Origin of the sequence: Streptomyces sp. NPDC093149, assembly GCF_044754145.1 — a bacterium.
Classification (GTDB): Bacteria; Actinomycetota; Actinomycetes; order Streptomycetales; family Streptomycetaceae; genus Streptomyces.
Genome location: NZ_JBIVON010000001.1, coordinates 1,087,266 through 1,105,394, shown reverse-complemented (window position 1 = coordinate 1,105,394; position 18,129 = coordinate 1,087,266). Strand labels below are relative to the sequence as shown.

19 protein-coding genes are annotated in these 18,129 nt (G+C 68.8%); 5 read left to right on the top strand and 14 right to left on the bottom strand.

Annotated elements, in window-relative coordinates:
* Positions 1–33: 33 nt before the first annotated feature.
* Complete coding sequence (locus tag ACIQCZ_RS05190) at positions 34–2,961, bottom strand: UPF0182 family protein (protein WP_402280229.1); 2,928 nt, start codon at positions 2,959–2,961, stop codon at positions 34–36.
* A 137-nt stretch (positions 2,962–3,098) separates the two neighbouring features.
* Between ACIQCZ_RS05190 and ACIQCZ_RS05185 the strand changes: the two genes are divergently transcribed.
* Positions 3,099–3,659, top strand: a complete 561-nt coding sequence (locus ACIQCZ_RS05185; protein WP_402279837.1) for a PPA1309 family protein — start codon at positions 3,099–3,101, stop codon at positions 3,657–3,659.
* A 28-nt stretch (positions 3,660–3,687) separates the two neighbouring features.
* Here ACIQCZ_RS05185 and ACIQCZ_RS05180 read toward each other — a convergent pair whose 3' ends face one another.
* The 4 genes from ACIQCZ_RS05180 to ACIQCZ_RS05165 all read right to left on the bottom strand — a co-directional run bounded on the left by ACIQCZ_RS05180 (position 3,688) and on the right by ACIQCZ_RS05165 (position 7,079).
* Entirely contained in the window at positions 3,688–4,776 is a 1,089-nt protein-coding gene (locus ACIQCZ_RS05180) for a PDZ domain-containing protein (protein ID WP_402279835.1), read from the bottom strand.
* A 144-nt stretch (positions 4,777–4,920) separates the two neighbouring features.
* Complete coding sequence (locus tag ACIQCZ_RS05175) at positions 4,921–5,091, bottom strand: hypothetical protein (protein ID WP_351075429.1); 171 nt, start codon at positions 5,089–5,091, stop codon at positions 4,921–4,923.
* 128 nt (positions 5,092–5,219) lie between these two features.
* Positions 5,220–5,681: a molybdenum cofactor biosynthesis protein MoaE gene (locus tag ACIQCZ_RS05170; RefSeq protein ID WP_402279833.1), complete on the bottom strand. Its 462-nt coding sequence runs from the start codon at positions 5,679–5,681 to the stop codon at positions 5,220–5,222.
* A gap of 255 nt (positions 5,682–5,936) precedes the next feature.
* Positions 5,937–7,079 carry an SDR family oxidoreductase gene (locus ACIQCZ_RS05165; RefSeq protein ID WP_402279832.1) on the bottom strand — a complete coding sequence of 381 codons (1,143 nt, stop codon included), beginning with the start codon at positions 7,077–7,079 and terminating at the stop codon, positions 5,937–5,939.
* Between the two features lie 192 nt (positions 7,080–7,271).
* On the opposite strand from ACIQCZ_RS05165, the gene ACIQCZ_RS05160 reads away from it, so the two are divergent.
* Both ACIQCZ_RS05160 and ACIQCZ_RS05155 read left to right on the top strand, forming a co-directional pair.
* Positions 7,272–8,723 carry a zinc-dependent metalloprotease gene (locus tag ACIQCZ_RS05160; protein ID WP_402279831.1) on the top strand — a complete coding sequence of 484 codons (1,452 nt, stop codon included), beginning with the start codon at positions 7,272–7,274 and terminating at the stop codon, positions 8,721–8,723.
* Positions 8,720–9,268, top strand: coding sequence for an NUDIX hydrolase (locus ACIQCZ_RS05155; RefSeq protein WP_402279830.1), 549 nt, complete (start codon positions 8,720–8,722; stop codon positions 9,266–9,268). Before ACIQCZ_RS05160 ends, ACIQCZ_RS05155 begins: the two co-directional genes overlap by 4 nt.
* Before the next feature lie 71 nt (positions 9,269–9,339).
* Here the strand turns inward: ACIQCZ_RS05155 and ACIQCZ_RS05150 are convergent, their stop codons facing one another.
* The 4 genes from ACIQCZ_RS05150 to ACIQCZ_RS05135 form a co-directional block, all read right to left on the bottom strand.
* Positions 9,340–10,095, bottom strand: a complete 756-nt coding sequence (locus ACIQCZ_RS05150; RefSeq protein ID WP_402279829.1) for an AIM24 family protein — start codon at positions 10,093–10,095, stop codon at positions 9,340–9,342.
* 18 nt (positions 10,096–10,113) lie between these two features.
* Positions 10,114–10,794, bottom strand: coding sequence for an AIM24 family protein (locus tag ACIQCZ_RS05145; RefSeq protein ID WP_402279828.1), 681 nt, complete (start codon positions 10,792–10,794; stop codon positions 10,114–10,116).
* A gap of 12 nt (positions 10,795–10,806) precedes the next feature.
* Positions 10,807–12,465, bottom strand: coding sequence for a TerD family protein (locus ACIQCZ_RS05140; protein ID WP_402279827.1), 1,659 nt, complete (start codon positions 12,463–12,465; stop codon positions 10,807–10,809).
* 107 nt (positions 12,466–12,572) lie between these two features.
* A complete protein-coding gene (locus tag ACIQCZ_RS05135) occupies positions 12,573–13,196 on the bottom strand; it encodes a M48 family metallopeptidase (protein WP_402279825.1) in 624 nt (207 codons plus the stop codon).
* A gap of 218 nt (positions 13,197–13,414) precedes the next feature.
* Between ACIQCZ_RS05135 and ACIQCZ_RS05130 the strand changes: the two genes are divergently transcribed.
* Positions 13,415–14,560: a ThiF family adenylyltransferase gene (locus ACIQCZ_RS05130; RefSeq protein WP_402279824.1), complete on the top strand. Its 1,146-nt coding sequence runs from the start codon at positions 13,415–13,417 to the stop codon at positions 14,558–14,560.
* Between the two features lie 41 nt (positions 14,561–14,601).
* Complete coding sequence (locus ACIQCZ_RS05125) at positions 14,602–15,996, top strand: ABC1 kinase family protein (RefSeq protein WP_402279823.1); 1,395 nt, start codon at positions 14,602–14,604, stop codon at positions 15,994–15,996.
* Here the strand turns inward: ACIQCZ_RS05125 and ACIQCZ_RS05120 are convergent.
* The 5 genes from ACIQCZ_RS05120 to ACIQCZ_RS05100 all read right to left on the bottom strand — a co-directional run bounded on the left by ACIQCZ_RS05120 (position 15,942) and on the right by ACIQCZ_RS05100 (position 17,976).
* Positions 15,942–16,115 (bottom strand): hypothetical protein, encoded by a 174-nt coding sequence (locus ACIQCZ_RS05120; protein WP_402279822.1) that lies wholly within the window; start codon positions 16,113–16,115, stop codon positions 15,942–15,944. The two genes, ACIQCZ_RS05125 and ACIQCZ_RS05120, sit on opposite strands and share 55 nt — an antisense overlap.
* Before the next feature lie 84 nt (positions 16,116–16,199).
* Positions 16,200–16,415: a hypothetical protein gene (locus ACIQCZ_RS05115; protein ID WP_402279820.1), complete on the bottom strand. Its 216-nt coding sequence runs from the start codon at positions 16,413–16,415 to the stop codon at positions 16,200–16,202.
* 330 nt (positions 16,416–16,745) lie between these two features.
* The gene (locus ACIQCZ_RS05110) at positions 16,746–17,069 is read right to left on the bottom strand and encodes a hypothetical protein (RefSeq protein ID WP_351075610.1); all 324 of its coding nucleotides are present in this window, start codon (positions 17,067–17,069) and stop codon (positions 16,746–16,748) included.
* 32 nt (positions 17,070–17,101) lie between these two features.
* Positions 17,102–17,470: a WhiB family transcriptional regulator gene (locus tag ACIQCZ_RS05105; protein WP_362200603.1), complete on the bottom strand. Its 369-nt coding sequence runs from the start codon at positions 17,468–17,470 to the stop codon at positions 17,102–17,104.
* 173 nt (positions 17,471–17,643) lie between these two features.
* Positions 17,644–17,976 (bottom strand): hypothetical protein, encoded by a 333-nt coding sequence (locus tag ACIQCZ_RS05100; protein ID WP_376217802.1) that lies wholly within the window; start codon positions 17,974–17,976, stop codon positions 17,644–17,646.
* Positions 17,977–18,129 lie beyond the last annotated feature (153 nt).

The following is an 18,129-nucleotide window of genomic DNA, read 5'->3' as shown; positions in this document are numbered from 1 at the left end:
CCACGACACGGAGGTGGGCCATTACCGAGTTACTCAGCCATCACCGGCCCCGGATGACTTATCCGTTTTGCCGGAATTTCCCGTATCGCTCGTGGAGCCCGGCTTGGGCTGGGCGGCCGCCGCACGCTGCAGCGCGTCCTGCAGATCCGTCTGGGCCTTGCCGTAGGCGGCCCAGTCCTGCTTCTTCAGGGCTGCCTCGCCTTCCGCGTAGGCCTTCTGCGCGTCCGCGATCGCCTTCTTCAGCGCCGCGTCACCGGTGGCCGGTGGCTGCGTGGTGCCCGGTGGCCGGGTGGTCTCCGCGGGTGGCTGGGTGGTGCCCGAGCCCGTCACGCCGAAGACCGAGTTGAGCGCCTCCCCGAGACTGTTCTCGAAGACGGTCTTCGACCCGTACGAGGCGGCGACCTTGCGCAGCAGCGGATAGTTCTGCGTGCCACCGCGCGTGTACACCGGCTCGATGTAGAGGAAGCCCCCTTCGAGCGGCACGGTGAGCAGGTTGCCGTACTCGATGTCGGAGTCGGTCCCCTTGAGGTTCCTCACGAACTCGGCCACGTCGTCGTTGCCGTTGAGCTCACTCTGTACCTGGCCGGGACCCTTCACCGTGGTGGTGACTCTCAACAGTCTTATCGTGCCGTAGTCCTTGCTCGCCGCGTCCGCGTCCACCGCCATGAACGCGCCGAGGTCGGGCCGTCCCTTCGGGGTGAACGTCGTGGTCAGCGAGAACTTCTGGGCCGGCTGGTCCGGCATCTTTATGCTCAGGTAGTACGGCGGGACGGCGCCGGACTCCTTGTTGGTCGGGTCGTCCGGGACCTGCCACGCGTCACTGCCGCTGTAGAACTGGGCGGGGTTCGTGACGTGGTAACGGGTGAGCAGCTCGCGCTGCACCTTGAACAGGTCCTGCGGGTACCGCAGGTGGTCCATGAGCTGCTGCGGAATGTCCGCCCTGGGCTGCACGGTCCCCGGGAACGCCTTGCGCCAGGTCTTGAGGACCGGGTCCTTGGTGTCCCACTCGTAGAGCTTGACCGTGCCGTCGTACGCGTCGACGGTGGCCTTCACCGAGTTGCGGATGTAGTTGACCTGGTTCTGCTGGGCGACGACCGCACGCTGGTTGGTGGTCAGCGAGTCGGCCGTGGTGTCGCCGAGCGTCGTACGCGAGGCGTACGGGTAGCCGTTGGTGGTGGTGTACGCGTCGACGACCCACTGGATACGGCCGTTCACCACGGCCGGGTAGGCATCGCCGTCGATGGTCAGCCACGGGGCGACCGCCTCGACGCGCTCCTTGGGCGTGCGGTTGTAGAGGATCCGGGAGCCGTCGCCGATGGCGCCCGAGTAGAGGATCTGCGGCTCACTGAACGCGACCGCGTAGGCGGCGCGGTTGAAGGCGTTGGAGAGACTGACCCCGCTGTTGCCCTGATAGCTGGTGGTCTTCTCGCCGTCCTCCTCGTAGTCGAGCTCCTTCTGGGGCCCACCGACGATGGAGTACTGCTCGGTCTTCTCGCCGTAGTAGATCTGCTGCTCGTACTTGCCCAGATCGCCCGTGGTGGGCAGACCGGACTCGGTGAAGTCCGGGGAACCCTTCGGGTTCTTGCCGGTCGTCGTGCCCCGGGCCGCGATGGCCCCGTAGCCGTGGGTGTAAGTGAAGTGGTCGTTGATCCAGTTGCGCTTGGGGATGCCGTCGAGGTTGAGCTCACGCAGACCGATGACCGTGTCCTGGTCCTTGCCGTCGGCGTCCTTGTAGCGGTCCACGTCCAGCGTCTTGGGGAACTGGTAGTAGTTCCTCTTCTGCTGGAGCTGCTGGAAGGCCGGGGAGACGACGTTGGGGTCCATCACCCGGTAACTGGCGGCGTCGTCCGCGCTCGCGCGCAGCTTGGCGTCGTCGTCCGTCGTGCTCTTGCCCGAGTAGTCGTGCACCTGCGCGTTGTCGATGTCGTACGCGTCACGCGTCGCTTCGATGTTCTTCCGGATGAACGGGGCTTCCTTGGCCTGCTCGTTCGGCTGGACCTGGAACTTCTGCACGATCGCCGGGTACAGCCCACCGATCAGGATCGCCGAGAGCACCATCAGGCCGAAGCCGATCACCGGGAGCTGCCAGGTGCGGCGCCAGAGCGTCGCGAAGAAGAGCACGGCACAGATCGCGGCGATGCAGAACAGAATGGTCTTCGCCGGAAGGTAGGCGTTGGCGTCGACGTACCGCAGACCCGTCCAGTTGTCCGTGGCCTTGAAGTCGCTGGACTTCACGGCCAGACCGTAGCGGTCCAGCCAGTACGCCACGGCCTTCAGCGAGACGAAGACACCGAGCAGCACCGACAGATGGCCGGTGGCCGCGCCGGTCGCCCGCGCGCCGGGGCTGGTGATGCGGAGTCCGCCGTACAGGTAGTGGGTCAGCGCGGCGGCGATCAGCGAGAGCACCGTCGCCGCGAAGCCGAAGCCCAGCAGGAAGCGGTACCAGGGCAGGTCGAACGCGTAGAAGGATACGTCCAGATGGAACTGGGGGTCCTTCTGGTGGAACGCCACGCCGTTCACATACATCAGCCAGGTACGCCACTGGCCGGAGGCGGATGCTCCGGCGATCAGTCCGACGAGCGCGGTGATCGCGAGCAGCACCCACTTCTTGTACGGGGCGAGACTCATCCGGTAGCGGTCCAGGCTCTGCTGTTCCAGCGACATCGCGCTCAGCGGCGGCCGGAGCCGGTACGCGAGCCAGATGTTCAGACCGACGGCGATCGCCATCAGCAGTCCGAAGACGAGAAACAGCCCGATCTTGGTCCACAGAGTGGTGGTGAAGACGGACGAATACGCGACCGACCGGTACCAGAGCCAGTCCGTCCAGAACCCGGCGAACATGACGAACGCCATGGCGAGGACCGCCAGGACGCCCAGTGTCATGAGCAGGGTACGGGCGCGCCGGGACGGGCGGCCGACTCTGATCCGTGGCCCGGTCGGGCCTCCGCCGCGGTCCGGCATCTGGAAAGCCAACGTGCGCACCTCGAAGTTCGCGGGTCGTGTGGAGCGGGCCCAGCGATCGTAGGGCCCATCTATGCAACTTACTGAGGCTTTACCTAGTTCCCGTTCCCGGGGCGGAAGGAGGCAGGATATTGGCCATGCCCAACGTTTCCCCCTCAGGCCCCCCGATGGCCGCGAGCCCTCTCACCGTCGCCGTCCTCGAAATCGACGAATACATCTCCGGCCTCGGCTGGGACCAGCCGGCCCGGCTCTTCGCTCTCGTCGACACCGCCAAGCTGCGCGCCCAGGAACCCGGCCTCGCCGCCCAGCTCGGTCTCGACAGCGCAGACGCCCCGACCGCCTCACTCACCCCCATCGAGCAGGAGGAGCTGCCGCCGGGCACCGCCCTGGACGAGTTCCTCGCCACGATCGCCTGGCCCGACGCGGTGATCGGTTGTGCGATGACGGTGGAGCGGCTGATGCTGCCGCCGTCCGCCGAGGCCTCCGTGCCGGAGGGGCTCAGCGACGCCCAGCTGACGAAGTGGGTCGCCAAGCACCCGGAGCGCCAGGAGGTACGGATGACCGTGGCCGTCCTCCGGGACGGTACGCGCGAGGCGGCCGTACGGCTCCGCGCGAAGGACTCCCCGAGCGAGGTGCGGACGGGCGCCGGCCTGGTACCCGGCCTGGCCGACGCACTGGCCGCGACCTTCGATGCCTGACTCCCGCCACACCCCACGGGGGACGCGGTCAGCCTGCCGAACAGCTCGGCAGGCCGGCCGTGTCCCCCGCCCGGATCTTCTCCAGCGACTTCTTCGCGTCGTCGATCGTCCTGACCTTCACCAGCTCCAGTCCGCTCGGGGTGTCGGAGGCGGCGGCCTTGCAGTTCTCGGCCGGCGTCAGGAAGTAGCGGGCGCCCGCGTCGCGCGCGCCGACCAGCTTCATGTTGATGCCGCCGATCGGGCCGACCTTGCCCTTGTCGTCGATCGTGCCGGTGCCCGCGATGAACTTGCCGCCCGTGAGATCGGTGGGCGACAGCTTGTCGATGATGCCCAGGGAGAACATCAGTCCGGCGCTCGGACCGCCGACGTCGGCGAGCTTGATGTCGATCCGGAACGGGAACGTGTGGTCCGTCCCGGCCTGGATGCCGACGATCGCCCGGTTCTCCTTGGGCGCCTTCGCGGTGGTGATGGCGATCTTCCGGGTGCCCTCCGGCTCCTTGCCGGCCTTCTCCGCCGCCTGCGCCGTCTTCGCCGGGATGATCGTGAACGTGACCTCCTCGCCGGGCTTGTGGCGGGTGACGAGCTTCGCGACGTCCTCGGGCTGCTTGACCGCCGTACCGTCGACCTGCTTGATCACATCGCCTGCGTGCAGCTTGCCCTGGGCGGGACTGCCCTTGATGACCGTGGAGACCACGACGCGCGACGGCACCGTGATCCCCATCTCGTTCAGAGCGGCGACCTTGGCGCTCTCCTGGGACTGGCTGAACTCCTCGGCGTTCTCCTGCGTCGACTGCTGCTCGGTCTTGCCGTCGGGGTAAAGGGTGTCGTGCGGTACGACGACACTGTCGTGGGCCAGCCAGCCGTAGACGGCCTCGACGAGATTCATCCGGTAGTCGGCCCCGGTGACTCTGACCGTCGTCATATTGAGATTGCCGGACGTCGGATACGTCTTGTGTCCGGAAATCTGCAGGACGGGTTCACCGTCGACCTTGCCGAGGGTGTTCACGGTCGGCCCGGGAGACATCTCCGAATACGGCACTTTGATCAGCACGCCTGCGCAGAGCAGCGCGATGAGGATCAGGGTGGAGGCGAGCATCGTCGCGGTGCGGCGTGGCATGGAACGACAGTACGGGAAGGGTACGTAAGTGCACCGTCGGGGCCCGTCCACGCGAGGCGGGAAGGAGGATCCGGAGCCGCGCCGGGGAGCGTCGGCGATCAGCGGCGCGTTGCGGATTGGCGACTGCGTACGTTCGAAGGAAGGTCAGACAACATCGGAACCGGAGCGCGACTTCTCCATCGCCTCACGGAACCGGGCATACCCGGCGAGTTCCGAACCATCACCGGCCGTGCGATTACGAGCGGCCCAGCTTCCCCATATCGCGGCACCGAGCGCAGCGAAAAGCGGAATCAGCAACCAGGCGAGTGCCGCCATGACGACCTCCCTACCCCATGAGCGACCGCAACTGACCGATCAGCAGATTAACCATCTGCAGGATCAACGCTCACGGCAGGGGGCCGGTTACGCAAATCGGGGCGGATGACCACCCGATCGGCTTGCATTCAGCAGGCTCCGACCCACTCCTCGGTGCCGTCCGAAAAACGCTGATGCTTCCAGATCGGCACCTCGCGCTTGAGGTCGTCGATGAGCTTGCGGCACGCCTCGAACGCCTCCGCGCGATGCGGGCAGGAGACGGCGACGACCACGGCGAGATCGCCCACTCGGAGGTCACCCACTCGGTGGACGGCGGCCAGCGCCCGGACCGGGAATTCCGCTACCACCTTCTCGGCCACCCGGCGCATCTCGTCCTGCGCCGAGGGATGGCAGGAGTAGCCGAGCGCACCGACGTCCTGACCACCGTCGTGGTTGCGCACCGTGCCGACGAAGAGCACGGTGCCGCCCGCGGCGTCGTCCCCGACGGCCCGGAAGATCTCGTCGACCGACAACGGCGTGTCGCGGATCGCCAGCAGCCGTACGGGGTCGATCGCCGCCTGCTCGCCGGGGTGGTCGTGGGTGGGAGCCATGGGGCCCATGGTGCCGTACCGCACCGACATCCCGGAATAGCGTTTTCCACCGGCGGACCGCCCCTGACCTTGGAGCCTTCTACAGACGTCCCGAACTTCCGCCGGGGCCGTCCCCGGTCTCCGGCGGGCGCACGACGAGGGCCGCGGCAGCCCGTCGGGCCGTCCGGCCACCGCCCGGCAGGGGGCGCTCCTGCGCATCGCGCCGCACGGCATTCCGACTCCGCGGGCCGATCCCTCAGGGATCGTGGGACGGCTTCAGAGGCGGCGGCGGGCCTTGCGGGCGCGGCGGACCAGGGCGGCGGTGCCGAGCAGCGCCACGGTCGCCCCGGCGGCACCCGCCGCCGTGGCGTCCTTGCGGCCGAGACGACGCCCAGCGACGGTGTGCCGGCCCTCGACCTCCTCGAGGAGCGCGGCGAGCACCTCCTCATTGGTCCAGCTCGGGCGCCAGCCCACGTCGTGCAGCCGGCTCACGCTCACCACCCAGGGGTGCATGGTGTAAGCCAGATCACCCGCCGGGGACGGGGTGAGGCCGATCCTGTGCAGCCGGGCCGCGGCGCCGAGGGCCACGGCGGAGGGGAGCTCCATCCGGCGGACGCCGCTGAGCTCCTCGACCTCCTCCTGTTCCAGCCAGCCGTCGCAGCCGACCGCGAACTCGCCGTCGATCTTCTCCAGCGCCGCGTACTCCAGCGCCGTGACCAGGTCGTCGACATGGCAGAACTGCCAGGTGGGCCGGGATCCGGCGACGACCAGGAGGCGTGGCGACTCGAAGTAGCGGGTCAGCGCGGTGTCCGTGCCGCCGACCAGGACGGTCGGCCGGACCACGGTCACGTTGAGCCCCGGGTGGGCACGGGGCGCGCGGCGGCCCAGCCGTTCGATCTCCAGGAGGTCGCCCACGCCCGTGGCCTCGGCCGTGGCGCGCAGCTCGGCGTCCTCGGCGAGCGGGATGTCGTTGTCGGGCAGCGCCCCGTAGACCATCGCCGACGTGCACAGCACGACCCGGTGGACGCCCACGGCCGCGGCGGCCGTCAGCACGGTCTGGGTGCCGCGGACGTTGTAGGCGGTACGGGCCGCAGGGTCGGTCTCCAGGTCGAGATCGAGTGCCAGATGCACCACGACATCTGCGCCACGCAGCTTCTCCGCGATCGCGGGGTCCCGGACGTCGAGGATGTGCCAGGTCGCCTCGGAGACGTCTCCGCGGCGTTCATCGATGGCGATGACCTGCTTGATCTCCTCGGATGCCGCGAGGCGGGCGGTGAGCAGTTCACCGACGCCGCCCGCGGCACCGGTGACCGCGACGACGGGGCCACGGTTCCTGGAGCGGCTTTTTGCGGGCTTGTCCGCGGTCGAGGGGTCGGACAGGTTTCGCGCTGCGCGAACCTGAGGATCTGGGGAACTCACCGGGCGTCTCCAGCGGTTGTCTTCAGTACGTACCCGAATGACGCGTACGTACCAGGTGGCGTCCATCCTGCCGCAGGCCGGGAGCCGGCGGAGCACTGAGGCCCCGAGCGGACTTTTGGTGTCTACGCTGGATGGTGATGTCGGGCAGTCGCCGTCGGTTCGAGCCGGCGGCCCTACGAGCCGAGGAAACCCGTGAGTGACACCCCATTCGGATTCGGCCTTCCGCCGGAGGAGCCGGAGCACGGCGACGAGGGCAAGAAGAAGGACCCCACCGGAGGTGGGCAGGGTTCGGGCGGGCCTGCGAACCCGTTCGGCTTCGGTCCGGGCGCGGGCGCGGACAACCCGTTCGCGGCGATGTTCGGCACGATGAACCCCAACGACCTGGGAGCGGCCTTCCAGCAGCTCGGCCAGATGCTGAGCTACGAGGGCGGTCCCGTGAACTGGGACATGGCCAAGCAGATCGCCCGCCAGACGGTCTCGCAGGGCACGCCGGACGGCACCAAGGACGCGAGCGTGGGCCCGTCGGAGCGGTCCGCGGTCGACGAGGCGCTGCGGCTGGCCGACCTCTGGCTGGACGGTGTGACGTCGCTGCCCTCCGGTTCGGTCTCCACCGTGGCGTGGAGCCGCGCGGAGTGGGTCGAGGCGTCGCTCCCCGCCTGGCAGAAGCTGGTCGATCCGGTGGCCGAGCGCGTGGGTCTGGCCATGGGCGATGTGCTGCCCGAGGAGATGCAGGCGATGGCGGGCCCGCTGATCGGCATGATGCGGTCGATGGGCGGCGCGATGTTCGGCCAGCAGATCGGGCAGGCCGTCGGTGTGCTCGCGGGCGAGGTGGTCGGTTCGACCGACATCGGGCTGCCGCTGGGCCCGGCCGGCAAGGCCGCGCTCCTTCCGTTGAACGTCGAGAGGTTCGGCAAGGACCTCAGCGTGCCGCAGGACGAGGTGCGGCTGTATCTCGCCCTGCGCGAGGCCGCCCACCAGCGGCTCTTCGCTCATGTTCCGTGGCTGCGCTCCCATCTGTTCGGCGCCGTCGAGGGGTACGCCCGCGGTATCAAGGTCGACACGAGCAAGCTGGAGGACGTGGTCGGCCAGTTCGACCCGTCGCAGCCCGAGCAGCTGCAGGACGCCCTCCAGCAGGGCATGTTCCAGCCGGAGGACACTCCGGAGCAGAAGGCCGCCCTGGCCAGGCTGGAAACGGCGCTCGCACTGGTCGAGGGCTGGGTGGACGCTGTGGTGCACGAGGCCGCGAAGTCCCGTCTGACCTCGGCGGACGCGCTGCGCGAGACCATGCGCAGGCGCCGCGCCTCCGGCGGGCCGGCCGAGCAGACGTTCGCCACGCTCATCGGCCTTCAGCTGCGTCCGCGGCGACTGCGCGACGCCTCGCGCCTGTGGGCGTCGCTCACGGACGCCCGCGGTCTCGACGGGCGTGACGCCTTGTGGGAGCACCCCGACATGCTGCCGACCGCCCAGGACCTGGACGATCCGGACGGGTTTGTGCACCACGAGCAGCTGGACTTCTCCGAGCTGGACAAGATGCTCGGCGAGGCCGCGAAGGGCCCGCAGAAGCCCGGGGCGGACACGGACGGGCCCGGCTCCGGGGGAACCGGCGACCACGGGAGCGAAGGCAAGGGCGACAGCGACCGGTGAGCCTGTACGACGACGCCGTTCTCGTACTGAAGGGGTACGAGAAGCCGCTGGATCCGGCCCAGGAGGCACTGCGCCAGGTCTATCTGGACCATCTGGCAGAGCATCCCGACGGCATGTGGAAGGCCTGCGGAGCCGGACATCTGACGGCCAGCGCACTGGTCGTCGACCCGGAGCGCGGGCGTGTGCTGCTCACCCTGCACCGCAAGCTGCGGATGTGGCTGCAGATGGGCGGCCACTGCGAACGACAGGACACCACGTTGGCCGCCGCAGCGCTGCGCGAGGCCACCGAGGAGTCCGGTATCAGCGGCCTGACCCTGCTGGCGGACGGCCCGGTGACGCTGGACCGCCATCGGATCCCCGCGCCCTGTCACTGGCATCTGGACGTGCAGTACGCGGCGCTGGCACCGGCGGGTGCGACGGAGCAGATCAGCGACGAGTCGCTGGACCTGCGCTGGTTCGCGTACGACGAGGTCGCGTCGGTGGCCGACACCTCGGTCGTGCAGCTGATGACGCGGGCCCGCGCCGCGCTGGAGCAGCACCGGTAGCCGCGGCATGCGGTACGGGCGAGGGGCGGTCTCCGCGGAGACCGCCCCTCGCCCGTACCGGTGCGTCGTGGTCAGTTCCAGGCGTTGTTCTGGTTCTGGCCGTGGGCGCCCTGCTGGCCCATCCCGTACTGCGCGCGGATTCCCTGGCCGATCTGGGCGTTCTGCGGGGGCAGCACCTCGCTCGGCTGGACCAGGGCGAAGCCCTGGCCGAGGAAGCTGAGCTCCCAGCCCTCGCCGGTGTTTCCCCGCCGCCGCCAGACGCCCGAGGAATGCGTCTGGGCCTGCATCTGCACCCGCAGAGAGCTGGACCAGGCGACGATCGCGTCGGCGTCGGCGTTGACGTACTTGTCCGGCGTGACCTGCATCATCAGCGGCTGACCGGAGGTCATCAGGGCGACCTTGCCGGTCCCGGAGATGTTGAGCTGGTACTTGCCGGTGCCGGCGACGCCGTACTGGCTGTCCACCGCGATGACCTCGTGATGCAGCCCCGAGTCCAGTGCGAGCACATAGGCGCTGTCGACGGTCAGCCCGTCGTGGTCGACGTCCACCACGTGCACGTACTGCGCGAGGTTGGCGAGGAAGACGGTGCCCTGGCCGGAGCACCGCATGAGATCGAGGCCTTCACCGGTGTGGGCGCGTGAGTGGCTCTGGCCCCGCGACTGGTACTCCCCGTCGAACTCGACCAGTCCCTGGTACGCGACCATGCTGCCCTTGCGGGCCAGGATGTCGTCGTGACCGCCCAGCGTCACGCGGAGCATCTGCTCGTTCTGCAGGACGTAGCGGTCCGCGGACTGCTGTTCGGTGTGGTGGAAAAGCGGACTCTGCATGGTCTCTTCTCGCTCCCCTCAGCCCCGGGCCCGCAGGCGGTCGGTGCTGTCCTCGCTCGGCTGTACGACGACGATGCCCTGACCGGAGAAGGCCATCTGAAATGCCTCGCCGCTGCCGCGGCCGATCAAGGAGGCCGCCTTGAAGCTGCGCTTGCCCTTCACCTTGAGGTTCGGGGACCAGGCCACCAGCGCGTCGGGGTCGACGTACGTCTCGTCCTCGCCGCTGCCGCAGTTGACGACGACAGGGATTCCGCGCGAGGTCAGGGCGACCCAGCCGGTGCCCGAGACGGACACATTCCACAGGCCCTGGCCGGCGAACTTGGCCATCCCCTTGACCCGCTCGACGCCCCACTGGAGCTGGGCGTCGAAGGCGAGGACGTTCGTGCCGTTGACCGACAGCGCCTCATTGTTGAGGTGAACCACGACGACATGGGCACCGTAGTCGGCCAGGTACAGCAGTCCGTCCCCGCTGCACTTCATGAGCGGGGCACCCTCACCGGTGATCCAGTCACGGGCGATCTGACGTACGGCGGGCGGATTCGGTTCGTACTGGATGAATCCCTCGTACGCGACCATCGAGCCCACCCGGGCGAGGAGGTCCTGCCCCGTGGCCATGGCCACCTTCAGCATGGTGCTGCCGTGGTTCTCCATACGGGCTGTGACAGGTGCGGGGGCGTACCCCGCGAGCTGCTGGTTCATTCCTCGGCTTCCTCAGACCTCGTACGGCTGGACGACGATGAAGTTGCCCGGGGCGCCCCGGAACTGAAGGTTCACCGACTCCCCGCTGTGTCCCGGGTAGGCGTTGTAGCGCAGCCGCACCTGGCTGGAGACGATGACCTGGGATGCGGCGGACCAGGCCACGATCGCGTCGCTGTCGGCGAAGGTCGTGGGCGTCACGGGCAGGACGACCGGAGTGCCGTGCGTCATCACCACGACCGTGCCGGTTCCCTGGAAGAGCATCGTGAACAGCGCGCCGCCCGGGATGCCGTGCCCTTCGATCCTCCGCACCTCGTACTGGAGGGACTCGTCGAAGGCGAGGACACGCTCGGCGGAGACGCAGATACTGTCGCCCTGCAGCTCGATGGGGTGCAGATGGGCGCTGTCCTCGGCGAGGAAGATCTGGCCGCGGCCGGTGCAGCGCATGAGCTGCATCTCCTGGCCCGTGGCGTTCCCGACGATCCGGCCGGCGAAGCCCGCTCCCTTGTAGCCGAAGTCGACCTTGCCCTGGTACATGACCATGCTGCCCTGTCGGGCCAGGACGGGGGCGCCGTCCTCCCCGAGGTCGACACGCACCAGTTGCTTGTTCTGCGCCGTCCAGCGTCGGCCCGTCGGCACCTCCTTGTAGAGGTTGACGACCGCTTGAAGTCCGCCGCCGGACTGCGGCACACCTTGCAAAACCCCCGGAGCCATGCCGGGAGGCTGCTGCCCGTACGAAGCCGGAGCCGGCTGGCCGTAGGGCGCGGGAGCCGGCTGGCCGTACGGGGCGGGCGCGGGCTGGCCATAGGGTGGTGCCGCGGGCGCGGGCTGACCGGGAACCTGACCGAACTGCGGCTGCCCGCCCGGTTGTCCGTACGGCGCGGGTGCGGGTGCGGGCGGCGGAACGGTGCCGCCCTGCGGTGCCATGGGGGCCATCGGCGCCGCCATCGTCGGCGCGTTGTGGATCTGTTGCTGCGGGGCGGGCGCGGGTGCGGGGGCTCCGAAGGACGGGGCCGGCTGCGGGGCTTGGGGCGCCTGCGGTGCCGCGGGCGCGCCGAAGGACGGGGCGGGCGCCGGTGCGGCGGCCTGGGTGGGCGGCGCGAACGACGGGACGGCGGCCTGCGGCTGAGGTGCGGCCGGCTCCTCCTCGGCGACCTCGCCACCGAAGTTCTTCAGCAGCGCTTCCAGACCACCGTCGAAACCCTGCCCGACGGCGGCGAACCGCCAGACGTCCTTCAGATAGAAGTCGCCCAGCATCACCGCGCGCTCGGTGGTGAACTCCGAACCGGTGAAGGCGTACCTGACGACTTCTTCGCCGCCCGCGACGATTCGGATGTATCCGGGACCGACCTGGGACATCTGGCCGGCGCCGTCGACCGTGGCGGTGAACGACAGCTTGTGGATGTTCGCCGGAATGCGGTCCAGGGTGACGCGGAACGACTCGGTGTCACCCGCCTGGGCACCGAGGAGCTGAATGGACTCCTCGGGCGATTTAGGCTGATTGAAGAAGATGAAATACCGGTCGTCGGAGAGCTGCTCATTGGCATCGAGCCCGAAGCAGCTGATGTCAAAGGTCAGTCCCGGGCCGGCGATCTGCACACCTACGTACAGGTCCGTCCCCGGCGTGAGATCGCTGATCTTGGCCTTGTGGCCGCGTTGGAATTCCCTGGCCATGCGTAACGACCGTCCCCCATCCCGGATGTGAATGCGTCGCGCCAGGCTAACCGCAATCTCCGACATTGGGCCAAGCCGGTACACACCCGGTACAGAATCGCCGAACGTCACTCACCGCGTGCGGCGGGCAGATGCGGCAGCCGGTCGGCCGCCACCACGCCCTCCAGGTAGCCCCGGGCGCGTTCGGTGCGCGGATACGCCTCCAGCAGCCGCCAGAAGCGTGGACCGTGGCCGGGGACGAGCAGATGGGCCAGTTCGTGGACCAGTACGTAGTCGACGACGTACTCCGGCATGCCCTGCAGCCGGTGCGACAGCCGGATGCTGCCCTCCGCCGGGGTGCAGGACCCCCACCGGGTGTTCTGATTGGTCACCCAGCGCACCGACACGGGTCTGGCCCGGCCCTCGAAATACTGGGTGGACAACCGCTCGGCCCGCTCGGCGAGTTCGCTGTCGCCGAGGACGCGTTTGCTCTCCTGGGCCGCGAGTTTGTCGAGCATCACGTTCACCCACCGCTGCTCCTCGGCCGCCGACATCCGGGCGGGAATGAGCACGATGGTGCGGTTCCCCTCCCGGTACGCGGAGACCGTTCTGCTGCGGCGGTCGCTCCTGCGGACCTCGACCGCGCTCGTTGCCGAGGCGCGGGGCGGACGGTCTGCCGCGCTGCGCTGATGGGTTCCGGCGCTGCGCGCGTGGGACTCCCCGGCGATTCCGGGTGACGGGTCGGCGGGCACGCCACGACGTTACCCGCTGTCAGTGGGGGAAGTCCCGCCTCCGGGACGGTTCGCGCGTGATCCGTTCCGCGGCATGCACCATTTGAACGACTAATACCCCACACCTGTGGATAACTTTCTGCACGTTTAGACGGCTGCCTGCATTCTGACAACGGATCTCGCGGAGATCCGGACACAGCCCACGCACAGAGATCAAGGAACACAGACCGGGGGAAGCCGTGTATCCGATGTTGAAGCCCGCACTGCGCCGTGCCTGGCGCGGCCGAGGCACCGTGCAATTCGGGGTGACACCCGCTCATGCGGTCAAGCTCGGTCCGATGGATATTGCCACGGGCTGTTTTCTGGAACTGCTCGATGGTACGCGCGGTCTTCCGCTGCTGCGCGAAGAAGCGCGGGCACTGAACCTGTCCGACCATCAAATGGAAGCGTTGGTAGAGCGCTTGACGGCCGCCGGACTGATCGACGACGTGCGGTGCGCCGGCCCCGAGATCGATGCGCTACGGAAGCGACCCGGTGTCCTGGAGCGGCACCGCCCCGATCTGGCGTCGCTCTCCGTCGTCCATCCTGAGCCGGGCGGCGGGATGCGGCGGCTGGCCGCCCGCCGGGCGATGCGGGTCCAGGTGCGGGGCGCCGGGCGGGTCGGTGCCACGATCGCGGCGGTACTGTCCGGTTCCGGAGTGGGCCGGGTGGAGGTGCTGGACGGCGGGCACACGGAGCCGTGGGACGTCTCGCCCGGCGGGCTGCCATCGGCAGCGGTCGGGGAACGCAGGGACACCGCCGCCCGGCAACTGGTGCGCAGGGCCGCCGCCGGTTCGGCTCCCCGGGAAGCGGAAGCGGCGGCTTCCTCCGCGGGTGGCGAGCCGGGACTCTCACTGATCGTGGTCGCCCCACGCGACGGGCTCGGGGTGTACGTCCCCGACCCGCGCACGGCCGAACCCTGGATCACTTCGGGAACACCTCATCTCTATGCCGGAGTGATGGAGGCGACGGGAGTGGTCGGGCCCCTGGTCCTGCCCGGGGGTACGGCATGCGCGGGCTGTCTGGCGCTGGATCGTGCGGATGGGGACGAGCAGTGGACCAGGATGCTGTCCCAGTGGCAGTCCGGGCGGCGCACCGCCGCGCAGGCCTGTGATCTGTCGCTGGCGACGGCGGTGGCGGGCCTCGCGGCCGCGCATGCGCTGTCCTTTCTGGACGGGGAGCTGCCTGCCAGTACGGGCACCCGGTGGGAAGCGGCGCTGCCTCTGTTGGACTGGCGGTCCGAGCGGATCCCGGCGCACCTCGACTGCTCCTGCGGTGCGGCTGGGCACACTGAGAGGGAGCGCGCCTCCGCGGTCGACGCGGTGCACGACACAATGGCCGGGTAACCGCCGCACGCGGTACGGCAGTCTGGGATTTGGAGGGGCTCATGTCTGATCTTCCTCGGAAAGCGGTCACCCGTACCGCCAAATTGGCCGCCCTGCCATTGGGCTTCGCCGGGCGCGCCACGTGGGGTCTGGGCAAGCGGATCGGTGGGAAGTCGGCGGAGCTGGTCGCCCGGGAGGTGCAGCAGCGCACGGCGGATCAGCTCTTCAAGGTCCTGGGCGAGTTGAAGGGCGGGGCGATGAAACTGGGTCAGGCCCTGTCCGTCTTCGAGTCGGCACTGCCGGAGGAGGTCGCCGGACCGTACCGGGCGGCGCTCACGAAACTGCAGGAAGCCGCACCTCCGCTGCCCAGCGCCACGGTGCGCGCGGTACTGGAGGAACGGCTCGGCGCGGACTGGCAGGAACTGTTCCTCGCATTCGAGGACAAGCCGTCGGCCGCCGCCTCGATCGGCCAGGTGCACCGGGCGGTGTGGCACGACGGTCGGGAAGTGGCGGTGAAGGTGCAGTATCCGGGCGCCGGGGAAGCGCTGCTCTCGGATCTGACTCAACTCAGCAGGTTCGCACGGCTGCTCGGCCCGTTGGTTCCCGGTATGGACATCAAGCCGCTCATCACGGAGCTGCGCGACCGGGTCGCGGAGGAACTGGACTACGAACAGGAGGCACGGTCGCAGCGTCACCATGCCGAGGAGTTCGCCGCCGACCCGGATGTCGTGATCCCCGGTGTGGTGCACCAGTCCGATCAGGTGCTGGTGACGGAGTGGATGGACGGTGTTCCGCTCGCCGACGTGATCGCGGACGGCACGCCCGAGCAGCGGGACCGGGCCGGTCAGTTGCTGGCGCGCTTTCTCTTCTCGGGGCCCGCGCGCACCGGTCTGCTCCACGCGGACCCTCATCCGGGCAACTTCCGACTGCTGCCTCCGGACGAGGAGGCCGGCGAGGACGGGCAGTGGCGGCTCGGAGTGATGGATTTCGGCACGGTGGACCGGCTGCCGGGCGGCCTGCCGCAGACCATCGGGAACTCTCTGCGGCTGACGCTGGCGGGTGAGGCGGTGACGGTGTACGAGCTCCTGCGTGGGGAGGGATTCGTCAAGGACTCGATCGACCTCGACCCGGATGCGGTGCTCGACTATCTCCTCCCGATCATCGAGCCCGCCCAGGTGGAGGAGTTCACCTTCACCCGGAGCTGGATGCGTAATCAGGCGGCGCGGATCGCCGACCCCCGCTCCCCCGCCCATCAGCTGGGCAAGCAGCTGAATCTGCCGCCCGCCTATCTGCTGATACATCGGGTGACGCTGAGCACGATCGGGGTGCTGTGCCAGCTGGGTGCGACGGTACGGCTGCGCGACGAACTCGAATCCTGGCTCCCGGGGTTCCTGATCAACGATCAGGAAGATTCTGTGATGGAGGAGTTGGCGGGCGACGGGGCCGTCGGCGCATAAGCGATCAGCGCGTAGGCGGTCGGCGCGTAGGCGATCAGCGCGTAGGCGGTCGGCGCGTAGGCGATCAGCGCGTAGGCGGTCGGCACCTGGCGCGGAGCCTGAACGTCACGCCGTCGCATGACTGATTCGGGGGCCTTGCCCCGGCTGTGCCGCCCCGGCGGTCCCGTCCCTGAGCGACATCCCTTCGGCTGTCGCCACCGGCGTCACCACCAGGCGGAGTCGAGCCGGCTCTCGATGGCTCTGATGTGGGTGCGGGCGCACGTCTCGCAGAAGTACTGGCGCCTGCCGTTCTCCACGGAGCAGATCCAGGTCGGCGGTGCGGTCTCGCTGTCGGCGGAGGTGTCGCACAGAGCACACGTGATCTCTGCTGCGTCCCTGCGCGCGACTCGCTGAATCCGGTGATGAGTCTCCTCGTCCACCTCGTGACGATAACTCCGTCTCCGCTGTGCCGCGCGGCACCACACAGCACGACCGCGGGGCCGGTCCGTCCGGACCGGCCCCGCGGAAGGGGTACTGACTGTGGGTACTGTCTGCTGCCGGGCAGAGCGGCTGCCCGGCAGCGGGCGCTGCTGGAGTTCGGCCTGACTAGTGCCGTGACCGGCAATGTTTGCCCCGTGAGGAGTGTCGTCCAGTGCGTGCGATCGCAAGGCGGCCGGAAGTCCTTGTAGCGGAGCTGCCAGGATTTTTGGCCAACGCCGCGAGCGTGCGTGCTGGACGGCACGACGGGGCAAAGCTTGCCGGTCACGGCACTAGTGCATGACCGCCATGGCCAGCGCTCGGCGGGCACGCATCGAGGCGCGCTCCGCCCGGCGCTGCATCCGGCGCGCGGCGACCAGGCGTACGGCCTGGCGTTGCGTGTCGGCTTCCCTCAGGCGGTCGTGCATATGCGCACGCGCCAGGGCTTCTGGGATGAGTTGCATCTCGCGGGTCCTGTTCTGACGCGAGTCGTTCGCGCCGATGATGGTGGCGTTCGGTGTTGCGGAGCCGACGGGCTCATTCGTGGGGACGGACATCGGGGCCTGGTTTCGGGGATCGTGGGTGTGGGGACGGTCGATGGTTCCGACGCGCTTCATGGGTTTGGGGGCCGTGACCCCCAGTCCGGCGATCACGCCGCGACCGGGTTCTTGCGCGGACGACCACGCGGCCGCTTGCGAGCGACGACGACGCCCTGGATGAAGAGCTCACCGCCCCAGACGCCCCAAGGCTCCCGGCGCTCCTTGGCGCCGGCGAGGCACGCCTCGACGAGCGGGCAGGTGCGGCAGAGGGACTTGGCGTACTCGACGTCGGCCGGCGACTCGGCGAAGAAGACCTCCGGGTCGTAGGAGCGGCAGGGCACGGGCACGCCGAGGTTCTCGATGGCGTCGTCGAGCGCGGTGAGCGCGGTGAGGGGGGTCAAGGTGGAGTCCTCCGTGAGGCCGGGCGGCGGGATCGTGTCGGAAGGCGGTACGGACGGGGCGTGCGCTTCGAGTTGCACGGTGGGTGGTGTCCTCGTCTGGTCGTTCCGGCCTGTTGGCCGGGGGGCGGCTGGTACCGGGTGTTGCTTGTCCCGAGGCTCCTTCTCGCCGTCTCGTCCGTTTGGACAAAACAAAAGGGCCGCGGATCCCGAGTGGGGTTCCGCGGCCCTGAAGGCGCCGGCCTGATGATAAATCAGGCTGGATCACTCCAGGGTTCAGGCCCACGGAAGGCCCACATCGTGTGGTGCGTCATCTGCTTCTTGGCGCCGGATTCCGCTCCTGCACCGACGGCCGCAAAGGCATAGGCCTGGGCCTGTCCCTTCGCTACTGCTGCTGCCGGTGCCTGGGTCGGTCGCTCATTGCGCTCCTGCACGGGGAGGCTCGACAGGGACAGCGGGCTGACGGCGGAAATGCCGGACATACCGGTGCCACGCAGCGAGGACTTCGAAGAGCAGGCGAGGCCGAGCGAGCAGGCGGAGACGACCGAGAGATCGGTCATTTTGTTGGTCTCGATGATGCTGATCACTTCAATCGCCTCCTCTCGGCGTCTCGGGGGGACCGGCTGGCCGGTCCTACGTATTCGGATAAGTACAGCACAGGGCCAGGGCTTCAGAGAAGTCGCTGTTCCCGTGGTTAAGAACCTATGGTGATGACTGGGGCGGGCGCAAACTATTTTTTC

Excerpts from the sequence above, each read along its gene's own strand:
- ACIQCZ_RS05170 (WP_402279833.1), bottom strand. The coding sequence starts at position 5,681 with ATGGCTCCCACCCACGACCACCCCGGCGAGCAGGCGGCGATCGACCCC.
- ACIQCZ_RS05110 (WP_351075610.1), bottom strand. The coding sequence starts at position 17,069 with ATGAAGCGCGTCGGAACCATCGACCGTCCCCACACCCACGATCCCCGA.
- ACIQCZ_RS05125 (WP_402279823.1), top strand. The coding sequence starts at position 14,602 with ATGTCTGATCTTCCTCGGAAAGCGGTCACCCGTACCGCCAAATTGGCC.
- ACIQCZ_RS05120 (WP_402279822.1), bottom strand. The coding sequence starts at position 16,115 with ATGCGACGGCGTGACGTTCAGGCTCCGCGCCAGGTGCCGACCGCCTAC.
- ACIQCZ_RS05185 (WP_402279837.1), top strand. The coding sequence starts at position 3,099 with ATGCCCAACGTTTCCCCCTCAGGCCCCCCGATGGCCGCGAGCCCTCTC.
- ACIQCZ_RS05190 (WP_402280229.1), bottom strand. The coding sequence starts at position 2,961 with ATGCCGGACCGCGGCGGAGGCCCGACCGGGCCACGGATCAGAGTCGGC.
- ACIQCZ_RS05145 (WP_402279828.1), bottom strand. The coding sequence starts at position 10,794 with ATGAACCAGCAGCTCGCGGGGTACGCCCCCGCACCTGTCACAGCCCGT.
- ACIQCZ_RS05175 (WP_351075429.1), bottom strand. The coding sequence starts at position 5,091 with ATGGCGGCACTCGCCTGGTTGCTGATTCCGCTTTTCGCTGCGCTCGGT.
- ACIQCZ_RS05180 (WP_402279835.1), bottom strand. The coding sequence starts at position 4,776 with ATGCCACGCCGCACCGCGACGATGCTCGCCTCCACCCTGATCCTCATC.
- ACIQCZ_RS05150 (WP_402279829.1), bottom strand. The coding sequence starts at position 10,095 with ATGCAGAGTCCGCTTTTCCACCACACCGAACAGCAGTCCGCGGACCGC.
- ACIQCZ_RS05140 (WP_402279827.1), bottom strand. The coding sequence starts at position 12,465 with ATGGCCAGGGAATTCCAACGCGGCCACAAGGCCAAGATCAGCGATCTC.